At 65.5% G+C, this 15,883-nt stretch carries 13 protein-coding genes; 9 read left to right on the top strand and 4 right to left on the bottom strand.

Features of this window, described 5'->3' with window-relative positions:
- The first annotated feature begins 12 nt into the window (after positions 1 to 12).
- From ABID37_RS01475 to ABID37_RS01460, 4 genes are all read left to right on the top strand, one after another.
- The gene (locus tag ABID37_RS01475; protein ID WP_354192196.1) at positions 13 to 1,284 is read left to right on the top strand and encodes a beta-ketoacyl-ACP synthase; all 1,272 of its coding nucleotides are present in this window, start codon (positions 13 to 15) and stop codon (positions 1,282 to 1,284) included.
- Between the two features lie 83 nt (positions 1,285 to 1,367).
- Positions 1,368 to 2,396 (top strand): zinc-binding dehydrogenase, encoded by a 1,029-nt coding sequence (locus tag ABID37_RS01470; protein WP_354192195.1) that lies wholly within the window; start codon positions 1,368 to 1,370, stop codon positions 2,394 to 2,396.
- A gap of 13 nt (positions 2,397 to 2,409) precedes the next feature.
- A complete protein-coding gene (locus ABID37_RS01465; RefSeq protein ID WP_354192194.1) occupies positions 2,410 to 3,393 on the top strand; it encodes a lipid A biosynthesis lauroyl acyltransferase in 984 nt (327 codons plus the stop codon).
- An 85-nt stretch (positions 3,394 to 3,478) separates the two neighbouring features.
- On the top strand, positions 3,479 to 3,646 hold the full coding sequence (locus ABID37_RS01460) for a hypothetical protein (protein WP_354192193.1): 168 nt from the start codon (positions 3,479 to 3,481) through the stop codon (positions 3,644 to 3,646).
- A gap of 74 nt (positions 3,647 to 3,720) precedes the next feature.
- Here ABID37_RS01460 and ABID37_RS01455 read toward each other — a convergent pair whose 3' ends face one another.
- The 4 genes from ABID37_RS01455 to ABID37_RS01440 form a co-directional block, all read right to left on the bottom strand.
- Positions 3,721 to 4,647 (bottom strand): dimethyl sulfoxide reductase anchor subunit family protein, encoded by a 927-nt coding sequence (locus ABID37_RS01455; RefSeq protein WP_354192192.1) that lies wholly within the window; start codon positions 4,645 to 4,647, stop codon positions 3,721 to 3,723.
- Between the two features lie 3 nt (positions 4,648 to 4,650).
- Positions 4,651 to 5,412 (bottom strand): 4Fe-4S dicluster domain-containing protein, encoded by a 762-nt coding sequence (locus ABID37_RS01450; protein WP_354192191.1) that lies wholly within the window; start codon positions 5,410 to 5,412, stop codon positions 4,651 to 4,653.
- Between the two features lie 208 nt (positions 5,413 to 5,620).
- Positions 5,621 to 8,467, bottom strand: coding sequence for a molybdopterin oxidoreductase family protein (locus tag ABID37_RS01445; RefSeq protein WP_354192189.1), 2,847 nt, complete (start codon positions 8,465 to 8,467; stop codon positions 5,621 to 5,623).
- Positions 8,468 to 8,575: 108 nt separating this feature from the next.
- Positions 8,576 to 9,007, bottom strand: a complete 432-nt coding sequence (locus tag ABID37_RS01440) for a L,D-transpeptidase (RefSeq protein WP_354192188.1) — start codon at positions 9,005 to 9,007, stop codon at positions 8,576 to 8,578.
- A 204-nt stretch (positions 9,008 to 9,211) separates the two neighbouring features.
- Here ABID37_RS01440 and ABID37_RS01435 point away from each other — a divergent pair, with 204 nt between their 5' ends.
- From ABID37_RS01435 to ABID37_RS01415, 5 genes are all read left to right on the top strand, one after another.
- Complete coding sequence (locus tag ABID37_RS01435; RefSeq protein WP_354192450.1) at positions 9,212 to 10,489, top strand: acetylornithine deacetylase/succinyl-diaminopimelate desuccinylase family protein; 1,278 nt, start codon at positions 9,212 to 9,214, stop codon at positions 10,487 to 10,489.
- Between the two features lie 101 nt (positions 10,490 to 10,590).
- A complete protein-coding gene (locus ABID37_RS01430; RefSeq protein WP_354192187.1) occupies positions 10,591 to 12,069 on the top strand; it encodes an ABC transporter substrate-binding protein in 1,479 nt (492 codons plus the stop codon).
- Between the two features lie 406 nt (positions 12,070 to 12,475).
- Positions 12,476 to 13,423 (top strand): ABC transporter permease, encoded by a 948-nt coding sequence (locus ABID37_RS01425; RefSeq protein WP_354192185.1) that lies wholly within the window; start codon positions 12,476 to 12,478, stop codon positions 13,421 to 13,423.
- Positions 13,420 to 14,241, top strand: a complete 822-nt coding sequence (locus ABID37_RS01420; protein WP_354192184.1) for an ABC transporter permease — start codon at positions 13,420 to 13,422, stop codon at positions 14,239 to 14,241. The genes ABID37_RS01425 and ABID37_RS01420 overlap by 4 nt, the downstream gene beginning before the upstream one ends.
- Positions 14,238 to 15,881, top strand: coding sequence for an ABC transporter ATP-binding protein (locus ABID37_RS01415; protein WP_354192183.1), 1,644 nt, complete (start codon positions 14,238 to 14,240; stop codon positions 15,879 to 15,881). Before ABID37_RS01420 ends, ABID37_RS01415 begins: the two co-directional genes overlap by 4 nt.
- Positions 15,882 to 15,883 lie beyond the last annotated feature (2 nt).

Here is a 15,883-nt window from a genome sequence, read left to right as displayed (position 1 = left end):
GGAGCCCGTGACATGACGAAGTTCAAGGATCATCTCGGCAGGCCCGTCGTAGCCGTCACCGGCATCGGCGTGGTGACCTCGCTCGGCGTCGGCAAGAAGGACAACTGGGAAGCCCTGACCGCCGGCAAGTCCGGCATCCACCCGATCACCCGCTTCCCCGTCGACCAGCTCAACACCCGCATCGCCGGCACCGTGGATTTCCTCGCCTCCAGCTCCAGGGGCGCCAGCGCCCTGACCTATGAGCTGGCCGAGACCGCCGCCGGGGAAGCCGTTGCGGAAGCGGGCCTTGCGATCGACAATTTCGGCGGGCCGCTGTTCCTCGCCTCCCCGCCGGTCGAGCTCGACTGGCACGATCGCCTTGCGCTCTACAAGGGCGGCGAGCGCGAGCCGGCCTCCGACCGCCTGCTGGAGGTCGCGCGAAACCTCAATTCGCTGGAGATGTTCGACTCCTCGCAATTCGCCTCCATCGCCGACCGTCTGGCCGACCGTTTCGGCGCGACCGGCCTGCCGATCACGCTGTCGACCGCCTGTGCCTCCGGCGCCACCGCCATCCAGCTCGGCGTCGAGGCGATCCGGCGCGGCGAAGCGCAGCGCGCGCTGGCCATCGGCGCCGACGGTTCGGCCACCGCCGAAGCGCTGATCCGCTTTTCGCTGCTGTCGGCGCTTTCAACCAGCAACGACGTGCCGGAAAAGGCTTCAAAGCCCTTCTCGAAGGACCGCGACGGCTTCGTGCTGGCGGAAGGGTCGGCTGCGCTCGTGCTGGAATCGCTGGAGTCCGCCACCGCCCGCGGCGCGACGGTGCTCGGCATCATCCGCGGTTGCGGCGAGAAGGCCGATGATTTTCACCGCACCCGCTCCAAGCCGGACGGCTCGCCCGCCATCGCGGCGGTGCGTGCGGCCCTAGCCGACGCCGGCCTCGGCGAGGACGGCATCGACTACATCAACGCCCACGGCACCTCGACGCCGGAAAACGACAAGATGGAACACCTGTCGCTGTCGACCGTGTTCGGCGAGCATATGAGCCGCATCCCGATTTCGTCCAACAAGTCGATGATCGGTCATACGTTGTCCGCCGCCGGCGCCATCGAGGCCGCCTTCTCGCTGATGACCATGCGCGAGGGCGTCATCCCGCCGACCATCAACTACGACAATCCCGATCCGGCGATTGCGCTCGACGTGGTGCCGAACGTGAAACGCGAGGCCAGGGTGGGCACGGTCCTGTCCAATTCCTTCGGCTTCGGCGGCCAGAACACCTGCCTTGTCATGGCAAGGGAACCTGTCTAATCCCCCTGTAGTGAAACTGAATGCACGAATGGGGCGGCGCCGCCGCCCGTTCCGTTGCCTTTGCTGAAATGGAGCGTCGTTCGATGCGCGCACTGCAACTCATCGAAGATCGCCGTCTGGAGACGGTCGACATCGCCCCGCCGCCCGCCCCCGCACAGGGCGAGGTGACGCTGCGCATCAAGGCCGTCGCTCTCAACCATATCGACGTGTGGGGCTGGCGCGGCATGGCCTTCGCCAAGCGCAAGCTGCCGCTCACCGTCGGCGCCGAGGCTTCCGGCGAAGTGGAAGCGGTCGGCCCCGGCGTATCGAACCTGCTTCCGGGTCAGCTCGTCTCCATCTATGGCGCGCGCACCTGCGGCCTGTGCCGCGCCTGCCGCGAAAAGCGTGACAATCTGTGCGAGCACGTCTCGGGCGTGCACGGTTTCCATCTCGACGGCTTCGCGCAGGAAAAGATCAACCTGCCCGCCCGTCTGCTGGTCCCTGCCCCGCCCGGCGTGGATGCCATAGGTGCCGCCGTCGCGCCCGTCACCTTCGGCACGGTCGAGCATATGCTGTTCGACAATGCGAAGCTCGAGCCCGGCGAGACGATCCTCGTCCATGCCGGCGGCTCCGGCATCGGCTCGGCCGCCATCCAGCTTGCCAAGAAGATGGGCTGCACGGTCATCACCACGGTCGGCTCGAACGACAAGATCGAGAAGGCCAAGGCGCTGGGTGCCGATCACGTCATCAACTACCGTGAGGACCGCTTCGAGGGCGTCGTGCGCAAGCTGACGAAGAAGAAGGGCGTCGACGTGGTGTTCGAGCATGTCGGCAAGGACACCTGGGCCGGTTCCATGCTGAGCCTGAAGCGCGGCGGCCGCCTCGTCACCTGCGGGTCGACCTCCGGCGTGTCGACCGAAATGAACCTGATGATGCTGTTCCAGCAGCAGTTGAAGCTGCTCGGCTCCTTCGGCTGCCGCATGGAGAACATGGCCGATGCCATGCAGAAGATGGCGGCGGGGCTGGTCCATCCGGTCATCGACACGGCTGTCGATTTCGACGGCATCGATGCGGCGCTGAAGCGCATGGAAGGCCGCGACGTGTTCGGCAAGATCATCCTCAACGTCGGCTGAGGGATTTTTCGCCTTGGCCTCCGGTTCGACCGGCAACTGGCGGCGTGAGCTGAAGTTCCGCACCGCCCTGCGCTTCCGCAAGATGCGCCATTGGCTGGTGGCGAAGCTCGCCATCGGCGTCATGTCGGTGCTGCGCCTGCTACCGCCGGACAGCGCGCTGAACTTCGCCGACCGTGTCGCCCGCCGTGTCGGTTCGCTGACCGGTCGCCATCGGCTAACGCTGGACAATCTGCGCCAAGCCTATCCCGAAAAGAGCGAAGCCGAGATCGAGACCATCGCCCTCGACATGTGGGGCAACATGGCGCGGCTCGGCGCCGAATACATCTTTCTCGACAAACTGTTCGACCTCGACCCCTGGTCGGACACACCCGGCCGCATCGAGGTGTCGCGGGAAAGCATCGCGCTATTCGAGCGCATCGCCGCCGATGATCGTCCGCACATCATCTTCACCGGCCATCTCGGCAATTTCGAGTTGCTGCCGGTCGCGGCGGCGACCTTCGGCATGAAGGTGACGGCGCTGTTTCGCCCGCCCAACAACCCCTACATCGCCGAATATATCCAGTCGATGCGCTCATCGAACATGGGCGGGCTGCTGCCGTCGCTCAGCGGCGCCTCCTTTGCGCTGGCCTCCATTCTCGACCAGGGCGGCAATGTCGGCGTGCTGGTCGACCAGAAATTCATCAGCGGGCTGGAGACGACCTTCTTCGGCCGCACCTGCCAGACCAACCCGCTGCTCGGCATGCTCGCCCGCCACTATGACTGCGACGTCTACCCCGCGCGCTGCGTGCGCCTCCCGGGCAACCGTTTCCGTCTGGAAATCGAGGAAAAGCTCGACCTGCCGCGCGGGCCGCGCGGCAATGTGGACGTCAAGGCGACCACGCAGCTCGTGACCGATGTCATCGAGCGCTGGGTGCGCGAGGACCCGGGCCAGTGGATGTGGTTCCACAAGCGTTGGCAGCTCAGCGGTCGCCGCCGCACCATTCGCGGCCGCAACTGACCTGACCGTGACATTCCGTCACGTCACTTCACCTTCTTCGGCGATGTGTTACACTGCGTGTACGATGCTTGTGAGGGAGGCTTGAATGAGAACGGTTACCGACAAGAACCGCCCCCCGATGCTGTGGACGCCGTGGGGCGAGCAGAAGATCACCCAGCCTGGCGAGAAATTCGCCGCGCTGCGCCGGCTGGCGCTCAGGATACGCAAGGCACACCAGCCCAAGCCCGTGCGCGAAAAACAACCGGCGACCTGAAGTCCGGATACGGCCTGCCGACGATGTATCGGCAGGCAAGGCCGACACAGGCACGATCCGGCCTTTGATCGCCTCTATTCGCCACCGTAGTAGTTCATCACCGCGTGGCGGGCTTCCGCGAAGAACAGCCAGCGCTCCGTCAACACTCCCGCCACGAAGGCCAGAAGCGCGCCGGCCGCCACAGCGACATCACCGGCGCCGCCCGGCCCCATTGCCGACAAGAGCAGCATCAGCACCGCCGGCACGACCGCCCCTGCGGCCAGCGCGATCTTCCACAGCTTGGCCGCATGTTTGCGGCCGACCCGAAAACCCATCTCGCGGGTGAGATAGTTTTCGGTCATGTGCGGCTTCTCGAACAGCCGGACGCGACCGAGATAACCAAGGCCGGTTGCGCTTTCCGGTGTCGAGAGGGGCGAAAGTTCCCGCGTGCGTGCGCGCCATTGCGCCTTGACCCACCATGCCACGGCCAGCACGACCAAGGCCGCAAGCGGCAACAGTGGCGAAAGCGCAGCCGAACAGGCGGCGAAGAACGCGCTCGCCACCAGACCGCCGGCGGCCGCGAACAGCACATAGCAGGCCGGCGTCAGGCGCGTGTGCCACGCCTGCACCGATTTGAGCGAAGCATAGATCATCGCCGTGCAGAATACGGTCACGAAGCTCATCGCCGTGCCGAGCAGCCCCGGCAGCCAGTAATAGCGGCCTTCGATCACGGCGAGCCAGGCCGACCATGTGAGCGGCACGAACGTGGCGAGCGCCATCACGCCCTCGCGCGACAACCAACTCGTTCGCCATTGGCTGAGTGCCCGCCAGGCACGCTGCGGATTGCCGAGATGCGCGGTGGACGACAGCAAACCGGCCGAAATGAGCGCCAGCGCAAGCACATGGGCGAGCTTCGTCGCGATGTTGGCCGGATCAAGCAGGCCGAGGCCGAGCATCGCCGCCAGCCCGTAGCCAAGGCCCGACAAGGTGGTGAACAGGATGATCGACGGCGCCGGATGCAAATTTCAGATCCTGTCCAGCATCTTGTCCAGCCATCCGAAGAAGCCGGTGGCGTCGCTTGTGTCTTCTTCCAGCATGCCCGCGCTCGCCGAAAGCGGCGTGCGCCGGCGCGGCGGCAGGTACTTGTTGACCGGTCGCGTGCCCTGTTCCGGCATCAGGTCGATGCCGCCGCGTGCCGCCACCAGCTTCGAGACCTCCGAATGCGGATCGCCGAGATCGCCGAAATGGCGGGCATTGGCCGGGCAGGTGCGCACGCAGGCCGGGGTGCGGTCCCGCTCCTCCAGCGTCTCGTTGTAGATGCGGTCGATGCACAGCGTGCATTTCTTCATCACGCCGGCGGCAAGGTCCATTTCGCGCGCGCCATAGGGACAGGCCCAGGCGCACAGGCCGCAACCGATGCACATGTCCTCGTCCACCAGGACGATGCCGTCATCGGCGCGCTTGTAGGAGGCGCCGGTGGGGCACACGGTCACGCAGGGCGCATTCTCGCAATGCAGGCAGGATTTGGGAAAATGCACGATGCGCGCGTCGCCCGCCTCGGCCACCACGTCGCCTTCCTGCGGAACCACCTCGAACGAATGGACGCGGTTGAGCCAGGCTCCCGAAACGTCGGCTCCATAAGGGTCCTGGTCGGAAAGCGCGGCACCATAGCCGCCGGTGTTCCACTCCTTGCAGTTGACCACGCAGGCATGGCAGCCGACGCAGGTGTCGAGATCGATGACGAGGCCGAGCTTTTTCGGGGTGGGGAGAGAGGGCAGGCTGGTCATTTCGATTGCCCCCGCAATCTACCCCTCTCTGGCCTGCCGGCCATCTCCCCTACAAGGGGGGAGAGCAGCCTTCGCGCCGGCTTTCGCCAATCGTCAGCGTCGCAGGAATAACGGAGAGATTGAAGCTGCCGGTCTCCCCCCTTGTAGGGGAGATGGCCGGCAGGCCAGAGAGGGGTAGGACCACATGTCATCCGGCAAGTAAGTGAATTCATTGCGCCCACTCCTGCCCGTAGCGCAGTTCCGTCGGATGCGGTTCCGGCTCGGGTTGCGCGACCGGCGGCAGGTGCGGCTCGCTGACCGGCCCGACCTCCGCCTTCTCGATGTGCACCCGAAGGTCGTACCACGCCGCCTGCCCGGTAACGGGATCGGAATTGGAAAGCCGCAATCCGTCCTCGCGCGGCGGCAGAAGTTCATGGATCAAGTGATTCAACAGGAAGCCTTTTCTGGCTTCCGGCACATTCCGGTCCAGCGCCCATGTCCCTGCCCGCTTGCCGATGGCGTTCCACGTCCACAGGGTGGACGCGTTCACCGCCTCCATGCGCGCCACCTCGACCTTGATGCGGCCGTGATGCGAACTCACCCACGCCCAGTCGCCATCCTTCAGACCAAGCTCGTCGCAGATCGGACCCGGCACATAGAGCGGATTGCGCGTATGGATCTGCCGCAGCCATGCATTCATCGAGCCCCATGAATGATACATGGCCGCCGGCCGCTGGGTGACGGCGTGATAGGGATATGCGGAGCGGTCGACCATCGCCTCGCCGAGCGGCCGATACCACACCGGCAGCGGATCGAAGGCCTGCATGATCCGCTCGCGGTGCGTCTCGGGCGCGACCGGCTCGCGCAGCCCTTCGGCCGACAGGCGGAACTTCTGCAAGGCTTCCTGATAGAGCTGGAAAGTCACCGGCTGCGGCGTATCGAAGAAGCCCATGCGCACGGCAAAATCCTGATAGGCTTGGTTCGCGTGCTTGAAGAACTGCGCTTCCATGGGGATATGCGCTGAAAAGAACGAGCCATTCTCGATATAGCGCTCCATTTGCCGGCGGTTCGCCGCGCCCCTGCCCGCTCTTTCGCCGTTGAGGCCCCTGAATCCGGCGAGCGGACCGATGCCCGGCCGCCGCTCATGGCGCACGATATAGTCCGCATAGTCCTTGTAGAGCGCCCTGCCGTGACCATCGGAAAAGCCCGGCAGATTGAGCCGCGCGCCGAGATCGAGCAGCACGGTCTGGAACGCCCGCACGTCGCGGTCCGGTTCCAGAACCGGCCAGCGGATGGCGTCCTGCACCGCATCCGGCTCGGAAATCGGCCGGTCGAGCAGCGAAATGCAGTCGTAGCGTTCCAGATAGGTGGTATCGGGCAGCACGAGGTCGGCATAGGCGACCATCTCCGAGGCATAGGCATCGGCATAGATGATCTTCGGAATGCGGTATTCGCCGGTGGCCTCGTCCTTTTCCTCCAGCATTTTGATGGTGCCGGCCGTGTTCATGGACGAGTTCCACGCCATGTTGGCCATGTACATGAACAGCACATCCACCGGATACGGATCGCCGGCATGGGCATTGGCGATCACCATATGCATCATGCCGTGCGCGGCGATCGGCGCATCCCAGGAGAAAGCCTTGTCTATGCGGGTCGGCCTGCCCTGGGAATCGACCAGCAGATCCTCCGGACCGCGTGGAAAGCCGAGATGCGGGCCGGAAAGCGGCGTGTTGGAGCCGAAATGCTCGGCCTTGCCGTGCGGCGTCGGGTGCGCCGACAAGGGCTTCGGGTAAGGCGGCTCGAAACGGAAGCCGCCGGGGCAATCGATGGCGCCGATCAGCACCTGAAGCATGTGCAGGGCGCGCGTCGTCTGGAAGCCGTTGGAATGGGCCGAAAGGCCGCGCATGGCGTGGAAGGAAACCGGCCGCCCCACATAACCCTGATGGCGCTGGCCGTTCATGTCGGTCCACGGCTGCTCGACAAAGATTTCCTCTTCGAACGCCACGCGGGCGATTTCGGCCGCCAGTCCGCGGATGGTCTCCGCCTTTACGCCCGTTTCGGCCGCCACCGCCTCCGGCGCATATTTTTCGTCCAGGTATTTTTCGGCCAGAAGCTGGAACGACGGCACGGCGAAGCGCCCGTCGTCGAGCTGCACACGGCCCGACAGCGCCGCCCGCGCGCCCTTGGTGCCGAGCGGCACGATCTGTTCCGTCACCGTCTCATGCACCAGCGGCTTGCCTTCGCCGTCCCGCGCGAACAGGCCGTGCTCGGCCGTTCCGGGCGCATCGATCACCAGCCAGGTGGCGTTGGTGTAGCGCACCAGATAGTCGACATCGATCCTGCGCGCCTTCAGCAGCTCATGCACGACCGACAGGATCAGCAGCCCGTCCGTACCCGGCCGGATGCCGATCCAGTTGTCGGCCACCGCCGAATAGCCGGTACGGATCGGATTGACCGAGACGAAGCGCGCGCCCCGCTTCTTCAGCTTGGCGATGCCCATCTTGATCGGGTTGGAATCATGGTCCTCGGCCACGCCGAACATGACGAACAGCTTGGTACGCTCCCAGTCCGGAGCACCGAACTCCCAGAACGCCCCGCCGATGGTCATGATGCCGGCCGCCGCCATGTTGACCGAGCAGAAGCCGCCATGGGCGGCATAGTTGGGCGTGCCGAACTGCTGCGCCCAGAAACCGGTCAGCGACTGAGACTGGTCGCGCCCGGTGAAGAAGGCGAGCTTCTTAGGGTCATCCGCGCGCACCGTTCCCAGCCACTCGACCGCAAGCGACAGCGCCTCCTCCCACGAAATCTCCTGGAACTGGCCGGACCCGCGCGGCCCTACCCGCTTCAGCGGCGCCCGCAGCCTTGCCGGCGCATAATGCTGCATGATGCCGGCCGAGCCCTTGGCGCACAGCACGCCCTTGTTCACCGGATGATCGCGATTGCCCTCGATGTAGCGGATCTTGCCGTCCTTGATGTGGACATTGATGCCGCAGCGGCACGCGCACATGTAGCAGGTGGTCTTGCGCACCTCGTCTGCGACCGGCCTTGAAAGCGCGACACGCTCTCTGGGTTTCATCGGCAATGCTCCTCGCCACCAGTGGTAGCCGGGCGCGGCCGGAAAGGGAATGCCGGCCGGCGTTCATCAAAAGCAAAATGAAGCGAAGGCGGTTCGGGTTGCACGATCTCAATTGGTGACGACGATGCGGGTGTTGCCCATGCCGACCTCGCGCACCAGCGCATAGAAGGCCGCCGCATTGGCCGTTTGCAGCCGCACGCAGCCATGCGAGGCCGGGCGACCGAGCTGCTTCACCGCCCCGGTGCCGTGGATGGCATAGCCGCCGTGGTAGAAAACCGAATAGGGCATGGGCGACATGTCGTATTTGCGCGAATACCACATCCTGTGCATACGCTTGGGCCGCCATGAGCCGCGCGGCGTGACATAGCCCTTGCGCGCGGTCGAAACCTTCCAGCGATAGAGCACGCGCCCATGCTTCCTGACCGTCATGGTCTGGGTGGAGAGGCTCACCCGCGCCTCAAGCACATTGGCAAAACTCTGGACCGGCGAACCCAGTATCATCGCCGCCAGCGCAGCCGTCATGAGCATGGTCTTCTTCATCGATCCAAACCCCTTTGCAGCCCTATGCCAATGCAATCTCCGGATTTTCTTGGCTTGCCAAAGCAGATCATGAATGATCCACGCTATTGATTGACATTTTACTGACGAGAGACGCGGCATTAATGCTTTCTGCCTGGCACGACATACATCTTGCCAAGCAGGCCCGAAGCTTGCTCAACTGGCGCCATGGACAATCGACTCCCCCTGAACGACCGCCTGCTGGAGGCCGTGGAGGCCCGGCGCGAGGAAGTGATCGCGCTGACGGCGGAGCTGATCCGCTTTCCCACCGTCAACCCGCCCGGTGAGGCCTACACGCCGTGCGCCGAATTCGTCGGCGATTACCTGAAGCGGCACGGCTTCGAGGTCGAATATATCCGGGGCGAAGGCGCGCCCGGCGACACCGACCGCTACCCCCGTACCAATGTGGTGGCGCGCTTCGACGGGCGCGTGGCCGGCCCCACCGTGCATTTCAACTCGCATATCGACGTGGTCGAGGCTGGCGACGGCTGGACGCTCGATCCCTTCGCCGGTGTCGTGAAGGATGGCCGCGTCTACGGACGCGGCGCCTGCGACATGAAGGGCGGCCTCGCCTCCTCCATCATCGCCGCGCTCGCCTTCATGCAGGTCTATCCGGATTTTCCCGGCGCCATCGAGATTTCGGGCACGGTGGACGAGGAATCCGGCGGCTTCGGCGGCGTCGCCCATCTGGCGAGGCTCGGCTATTTCTCTAAGCCGAAGGTCGATCACGTCATCATCCCCGAGCCGCTCAACAAGGAGCGCATCTGCCTCGGCCATCGCGGCGTGTGGTGGGCCGAGATCGAGACGAAGGGCGAGATCGCGCACGGCTCCATGCCTTTCCTCGGTGACTGCGCCGTGCGCCACATGGGCGCGGTGCTGCAGGCCTTCGAGGACGAGCTTTTCCCGGCGCTGGACGCCAAGCGCACGGCAATGCCGGTGGTGCCGGAGGGCGCACGGCGCTCGACCATGAACATCAACTCCATCCATGGCGGCCAGACCGATGACTTCCGCCCCGGCCTGCCCTCGCCCAACGTGCCGGACCGCTGCCGGCTGACCATCGACCGCCGCTTCCTGCTCGAGGAGAAGATTGACGAGGTCAAGGGCGAGGTCGTGTCGATCCTCGACCGGCTGAAACGCGACCGCAGGAAATTCGACTACGAGATCCGCGACCTGATGGAGGTGCAGCCGACCATGACCGAGCGCGACGCGCCGGTGGTGAAGGCCGTCGCCAAAGGCATCATGGAGATCTTCGACCACGAGCCGGACTACGTGATCTCACCCGGCACCTACGACCAGAAACATGTCGCCCGCCTCGGCCATCTCTACGATTGCATCGCCTATGGCCCCGGCATCCTCGACCTCGCCCACCGCCCGGACGAATGGGTCGGCATCGACGACATGGTGGACGCGGCCAAGGTGATGGCCATCGGCCTCAACGTGCTGCTGCGCGGCGGGGCGCGGTGACCGCCCCCTCCCGCAATGCACAAGAAGCACGACAAAGGCGATTTACTCTTTAGGCATTCCGCGCTTTGATCCGCCTCGATCGGGAGACAGGGAGCAGGCCGATGAAATCCTGGATATCTTTCCTTGTGGCGGCAGCGATGGCCACGGCGATCAGCCTGCCGGCCCTGGCGGCGCGTACCGATCTCGTCATCGGCATTCCGCTGGAGCCGCCGCATCTCGACCCGACGGCGGGCGCTGCCGCGGCCATCGACGAAGTGCTCTACGCCAATGTGTTCGAAGGCCTCACCCGCATCGGCCCCTCCGGAGAGGTGCTGCCGGCGCTTGCCGAAAGCTGGGAAATTTCCGAGGACGGCAAGGTCTACACCTTCAAGCTGCGCAGCGGCGTGAAATTCCATGACGGCAGCGATTTCGAGGCCGGGGACGTGAAGTTCTCGCTCGACCGCGCCCGTGCCGACGATTCGGTCAACGCCCAGAAGATCCTGTTCGAGGCCATCGACAACGTCGAAGCCGTCGATCCGGCCACGGTGAAGATCACGCTCAAGCATCCGCAGGGCGCGTTCCTCTACAATATGGGCTGGGGCGACGCGGTGATCGTGGCCCCGGAATCGGCCGGCACCAACAAGGAAAAGCCAATCGGCACCGGCCCCTTCCGCTTCGAGAACTGGGCCAAGGGCGCTTCCATCCGGCTCGCCAGGGCCGACGGCTACTGGGGCGAACCGGCCTATCTCGACAAGGTCGAGTTCCGTATCGTGCCCGATGCCGCCGCCGCCGTGCCGGCATTGCTCTCGGGCGACGTGCAGGCCTTCCCCTTCTTCCAGCCGGATGGCGTTTCGCAGATCGAGGGCGATCCGCGCTTCAAGATCGAGGTAGGCGCCACCGAAGGCGAGACGCTGCTGTCGATGAACAACAAGAAGGAGCCTTTCGACAAGCTGCAGGTGCGGCAGGCCATCTCCTATGCGCTCGACCGGCAGGCGATCATCGACGGCGCTTCGGCCGGGCTCGGAACGCCCATCGGCTCGCACCAGTCGCCGGCCTCCAAGGCCTATGTCGACCTCACCGGCACCTACTCGCATGACATCGCCAAGGCCAAGGAGCTGCTGAAGGAGGCAGGCCTCGAAAACGGCTTCAAGACCACGCTGAAACTGCCGCCGCCCTCCTATGCGCGTCTTGGCGGCGAGATCATCGCCTCGCAGCTGCGCGAGATCGGCATCGAGGCCGAGATCATTCCGGTGGAATGGGCGCAATGGCTCGATCAGGTCTTCACCCGCAAGGATTTCGACCTCACCATCGTCTCGCACACCGAGCCGAACGACATCGATATCTATGCGCGCAAGGATTATTACTTCAACTACGACAATCCGGCCTTCGACAAGGTGATCGAGGAACTGAACCTCACCTCCGACGAGGCCAAGCGCAACGAGCTGCTCGGGCAGGCGCAGAAGATCCTCGCCGACGACGCCGTGGTCGGCTTCCTCTACGAACTGCCGAAGGTGGGCGTATGGGACGCGAAACTCGAAGGCTTCTGGAAGGACGCTCCCATTCAGGCCAACGACGTGACCAGGGTGCGGTGGACGGAGTAGCGGGAATGCTTCGCCCGTAATCCGGCAGCAGGCCAATGGATATGATGACTCGCTCGGGCCTGCTCCCCATCGTCTTTGGTGGGACATCCAAGAGCGCTGCTATCGAATCATTTCGGATTCCGGCTGAAACGGCCCCTCACCCTTACCCTCTCCCCGCCCGCGGGGAGAGGGAGACGTCAGCGTTGAGGACAGCATCCTTCTTGCCGTTTACGGGAAGCCGGTCGCATCTGGCATTGCCGCCACCCCTGCCCCCTCCCCACAAGGGGGAGGAGAATTTTGCAACGCCAGCATCCCCCATCCAATGTCAAAGATTTTGGCAACGACAACGGCGAAATCATCCACCTCCCCCTTGTTGGGAGGGGTCAGGGGTGGGGGTATTGCCCCGCCGGAACGAAAGCGCCGCCGCATGACGGCCTATCTCGCGAAGCGCCTCGCCATCGCCGCCATCACGCTGGCGCTGGCGTCCGTGGTGGTGTTTTCGGTGCTGGAGATCGTGCCGGGCGATCCGGCGCGCGTCATGCTCGGCATGAACGCCAGCGAGGCGCAGGTCGAGCAGTTGCGCCAGCAGATGGGCCTCGATGGCTCGCCGGTGCAGCGCTACCTGCACTGGGCGGGCAACCTTCTGTCGCTCGATTTCGGCCGCTCCTACACCTATTCGGTGCCCGTCATCGACCTGATCGCGGAGCGGCTTGCCGTCTCGCTGCCGCTGGCGCTGATCGCGCTGGCGCTCTCCACCGCCATCGCCATTCCGGTCGGGCTCTACGCCGCCTCGCGGCGCGGCAAGGCCGGCGATGCGATCTCGATGGGCGCGGCGCAGCTTGGCGTGGCGGTGCCCAATTTCTGGTTCGCGCTGCTGCTGGTCTATCTGTTCGCGGTGTGGCTGCGCTGGCTCCCCGCCGGCGGTTTTCCGGGCTGGAGCGCCGGCGTCTGGCCGGCCCTCAAGGCGCTGATGCTGCCGGCGCTGGCGCTCGCCCTGCCGCAGGCGGCGATCCTCGCCCGCGTCACCCGCTCGGCGCTGGTCGATGTGCTGTCGGAAGACTACATCCGCACCGCCCGCGCCAAAGGCATGCCGTGGCGCAAGGTGCTGTGGGGGCATGCGCTGCGCAATGCGCTGATCCCGGTCGTCACCATCATGGGCCTGCAATTCGCCTTCCTGCTGGCCGGCACCATCATCATCGAGAACGTGTTCTACCTGCCGGGCCTCGGACGCCTCATCTTCCAGGCGATCACCCAGCGTGACCTGATCGTGGTCGAAAGCGTGGTCATGCTGCTGGTCGCCACCGTCATCGCCGTCAACCTGATCGTCGACCTGTCCTACGCGCTGGTCGATCCGCGGCTCAGGAGCCGGGCATGAGGGCGCTCGCCAACCGGCCGCTGGTTGCAGGTTGCCTGATCACCGGGCTCGTCGCCCTGATGGCGCTCGCCTCCTTCCTGTGGACGCCCTATGACGTGACGAAGCTCGTCGTGGCGGACAGGACGCAGGCCCCTTCCTTTACCCACTGGTTCGGCACCGATCATTTCGGCCGTGACATCGCCTCGATGATCATGGTGGGCGCGCGCAATTCCATCGCGGTGGCGCTGGTGGCGGTCGGCATCGGCATGGGGATCGGCGTGCCGCTCGGCCTGTTCGCGGCGGCGCGCGGCGGCCTGCTGGATGAGGCGCTGATGCGGTTGAACGACCTCGTCTTCGCCTTTCCGGCGCTGCTGTCGGCGATCATGATTACCGCCATTTTCGGTCCCGGCGCCATCAACGCCATCATCGCCATCGGCATCTTCAACGTGCCGGTGTTCGCCCGCGTGGCGCGTGCCGGCGCGCTGTCGGTGTGGCCGCGCGAATTCATTCTGGCCGCCCGCGCCGCCGGCAAGGGCCAGACGCTGATCACCGTCGAGCACATATTGCCGAACATCGCCAATCAGTTGCTGGTGCAGGGCACCATCCAGTTCGCGCTCGGCATATTGGCGGAAGCCGGCCTTTCCTATCTCGGGCTCGGCGCGCAGCCGCCCATGCCGAGCTGGGGGCGCATGCTGTTCGACGCCCAGACGCGCATGACGATCGCCCCCTGGATGGCGCTGTTTCCCGGCATGGCCATCGTCATCACCGTGCTGGGGCTGAACCTTCTGGGCGACGGCATCGCCGACCTGCTCGATCCGAAATCGAGGCGGCGCCGATGAGCCTGCTCGAGATCGAAAACCTGTCGCTCTCCATCGGCACGGTCCCGGTTTTGAACGGCATCGACCTGTCGGTGCGTCAGGGCGAGATCATGGCGCTGGTCGGCGAATCCGGCTCCGGCAAGTCGATGACGGCGCTGACCGTCATGCAGCTTCTGCCCCATGCCGCCCGCACGTCCGGCCGCGTGCTGTTCGACGGCAACGATCTCGCCACCGCCAGCGAGGAGCATATGTGCACGCTGCGCGGCGACGACATCGGCATGGTGTTCCAGGAGCCGATGACCGCGCTCAACCCGCTCAAGACCATCGGCGAGCAGGTCGCCGAAGGCATACGCTGGCACACCCGCTCCAGCCGGGCCGAAGCGGAGGACCGCACCCGCCGGATACTCGACCGCGTCGGCCTGCCCGAGGCGAAATTCCCGCTGTCGCGCTATCCGCACGAACTCTCCGGCGGCCAGCGCCAGCGCGTCGTCATCGCCATCGCCTGCGCGCTGAAACCCCGACTGCTGATCGCCGACGAACCGACCACGGCGCTCGATGTGGTGTTGCAGGCACAGGTACTCGATCTGCTGCGCGATCTGGTGGCGGAAAACCGCATGGGCCTGCTTCTGATCTCGCACGACCTCGCCGTCGTGGCCGACATGGCCGACCGCATCACCATCCTGCGCAATGGCAGGGTGATGGAGGACGGCGAGACGGCGCAGGTGCTTTCGGCGCAAACGCATCCCTACACGCGGCAACTGGCGCAAGCCTCCGCCCATGTGCCGGAAATCCGCGCCGCCGCGGCTGCACGCAACACGCGGAAGCCCGAGGACCCCGACAGCCCCCTCCTTTCCGTCCGGAACCTCACCCGCGACTATCCCGGCCGCCGCCTGTCGCTGTTTCGGCGCGGCACGCCGACCCGCGCGGTGGACGATGTGTCGTTTTCCATCGCGCCCGGCCGCTCGGTGGCGCTGGTCGGCCGCTCCGGATGCGGCAAGTCCACGCTGGCGCGCATGGTGCTGGCGCTGGACCGGCCGACCGCCGGCGAAATCCGCTTCCGGGGCGAAACCCTCACCGGCAGGCGCGAGGCCGAGCTGAAGCCGGCAAGGCGCGACATGCAGGTGGTGTTCCAGGACCCCTACGGTTCCTTCAATCCCCGCCAGAAAGTCGGAAAGCTGGTGACGGAACCGCTCCACCTGCTGGAAAAGGCCCCGACACGGGCCGAACGCCGCGAGATGGCGGCTGCCGCGCTGGCCGAAGTCGGGCTGGGGCCGGATGCACTCGACAAATATCCGCACGAGTTCTCCGGCGGCCAGCGTCAGCGCCTGTCCATCGCGCGCGCCATCATCACGAGGCCGCAACTGGTGGTGGCGGATGAGCCGGTGTCGGCGCTCGATGTCTCGATCCGCGCCCAGATCCTCGATCTGTTCGCCGAACTGAACGCCAGGCTCGGCATCGCCTACCTGTTCATCACCCACGACCTGACGGTGGCACGGGCCATCACCGACGAGGTGATGGTGATGAAGGAGGGACGGATCGTCGAGCGCGGCCGCACGCACGAAGTGCTGGACAACCCGCAGTCGGATGCCGCGCAGGAACTGGTCTCGGCCGCGCCCGACCTCAAGCGGGCGCTGGCCGGCAGGCTGCGGGAACAGGGATAGTT

This window comes from Aquamicrobium terrae (assembly GCF_040545735.1).
GTDB lineage: Bacteria > Pseudomonadota > Alphaproteobacteria > Rhizobiales > Rhizobiaceae > Mesorhizobium > Mesorhizobium terrae_A.
Note: the sequence above shows the minus strand (reverse complement) of the source record. Positions and strands in the feature narration are given on the sequence as shown.

Bases quoted from the DNA above. Each gene is read 5' to 3' on its own strand.
- ABID37_RS01475 (WP_354192196.1), top strand. From the start codon at position 13: ATGACGAAGTTCAAGGATCATCTCGGCAGGCCCGTCGTAGCCGTCACC.
- ABID37_RS01470 (WP_354192195.1), top strand. From the start codon at position 1,368: ATGCGCGCACTGCAACTCATCGAAGATCGCCGTCTGGAGACGGTCGAC.
- ABID37_RS01460 (WP_354192193.1), top strand. From the start codon at position 3,479: ATGAGAACGGTTACCGACAAGAACCGCCCCCCGATGCTGTGGACGCCG.
- ABID37_RS01450 (WP_354192191.1), bottom strand. From the start codon at position 5,412: ATGACCAGCCTGCCCTCTCTCCCCACCCCGAAAAAGCTCGGCCTCGTC.
- ABID37_RS01445 (WP_354192189.1), bottom strand. From the start codon at position 8,467: ATGAAACCCAGAGAGCGTGTCGCGCTTTCAAGGCCGGTCGCAGACGAG.
- ABID37_RS01440 (WP_354192188.1), bottom strand. From the start codon at position 9,007: ATGAAGAAGACCATGCTCATGACGGCTGCGCTGGCGGCGATGATACTG.
- ABID37_RS01430 (WP_354192187.1), top strand. From the start codon at position 10,591: ATGAAATCCTGGATATCTTTCCTTGTGGCGGCAGCGATGGCCACGGCG.
- ABID37_RS01425 (WP_354192185.1), top strand. From the start codon at position 12,476: ATGACGGCCTATCTCGCGAAGCGCCTCGCCATCGCCGCCATCACGCTG.
- ABID37_RS01420 (WP_354192184.1), top strand. From the start codon at position 13,420: ATGAGGGCGCTCGCCAACCGGCCGCTGGTTGCAGGTTGCCTGATCACC.
- ABID37_RS01415 (WP_354192183.1), top strand. From the start codon at position 14,238: ATGAGCCTGCTCGAGATCGAAAACCTGTCGCTCTCCATCGGCACGGTC.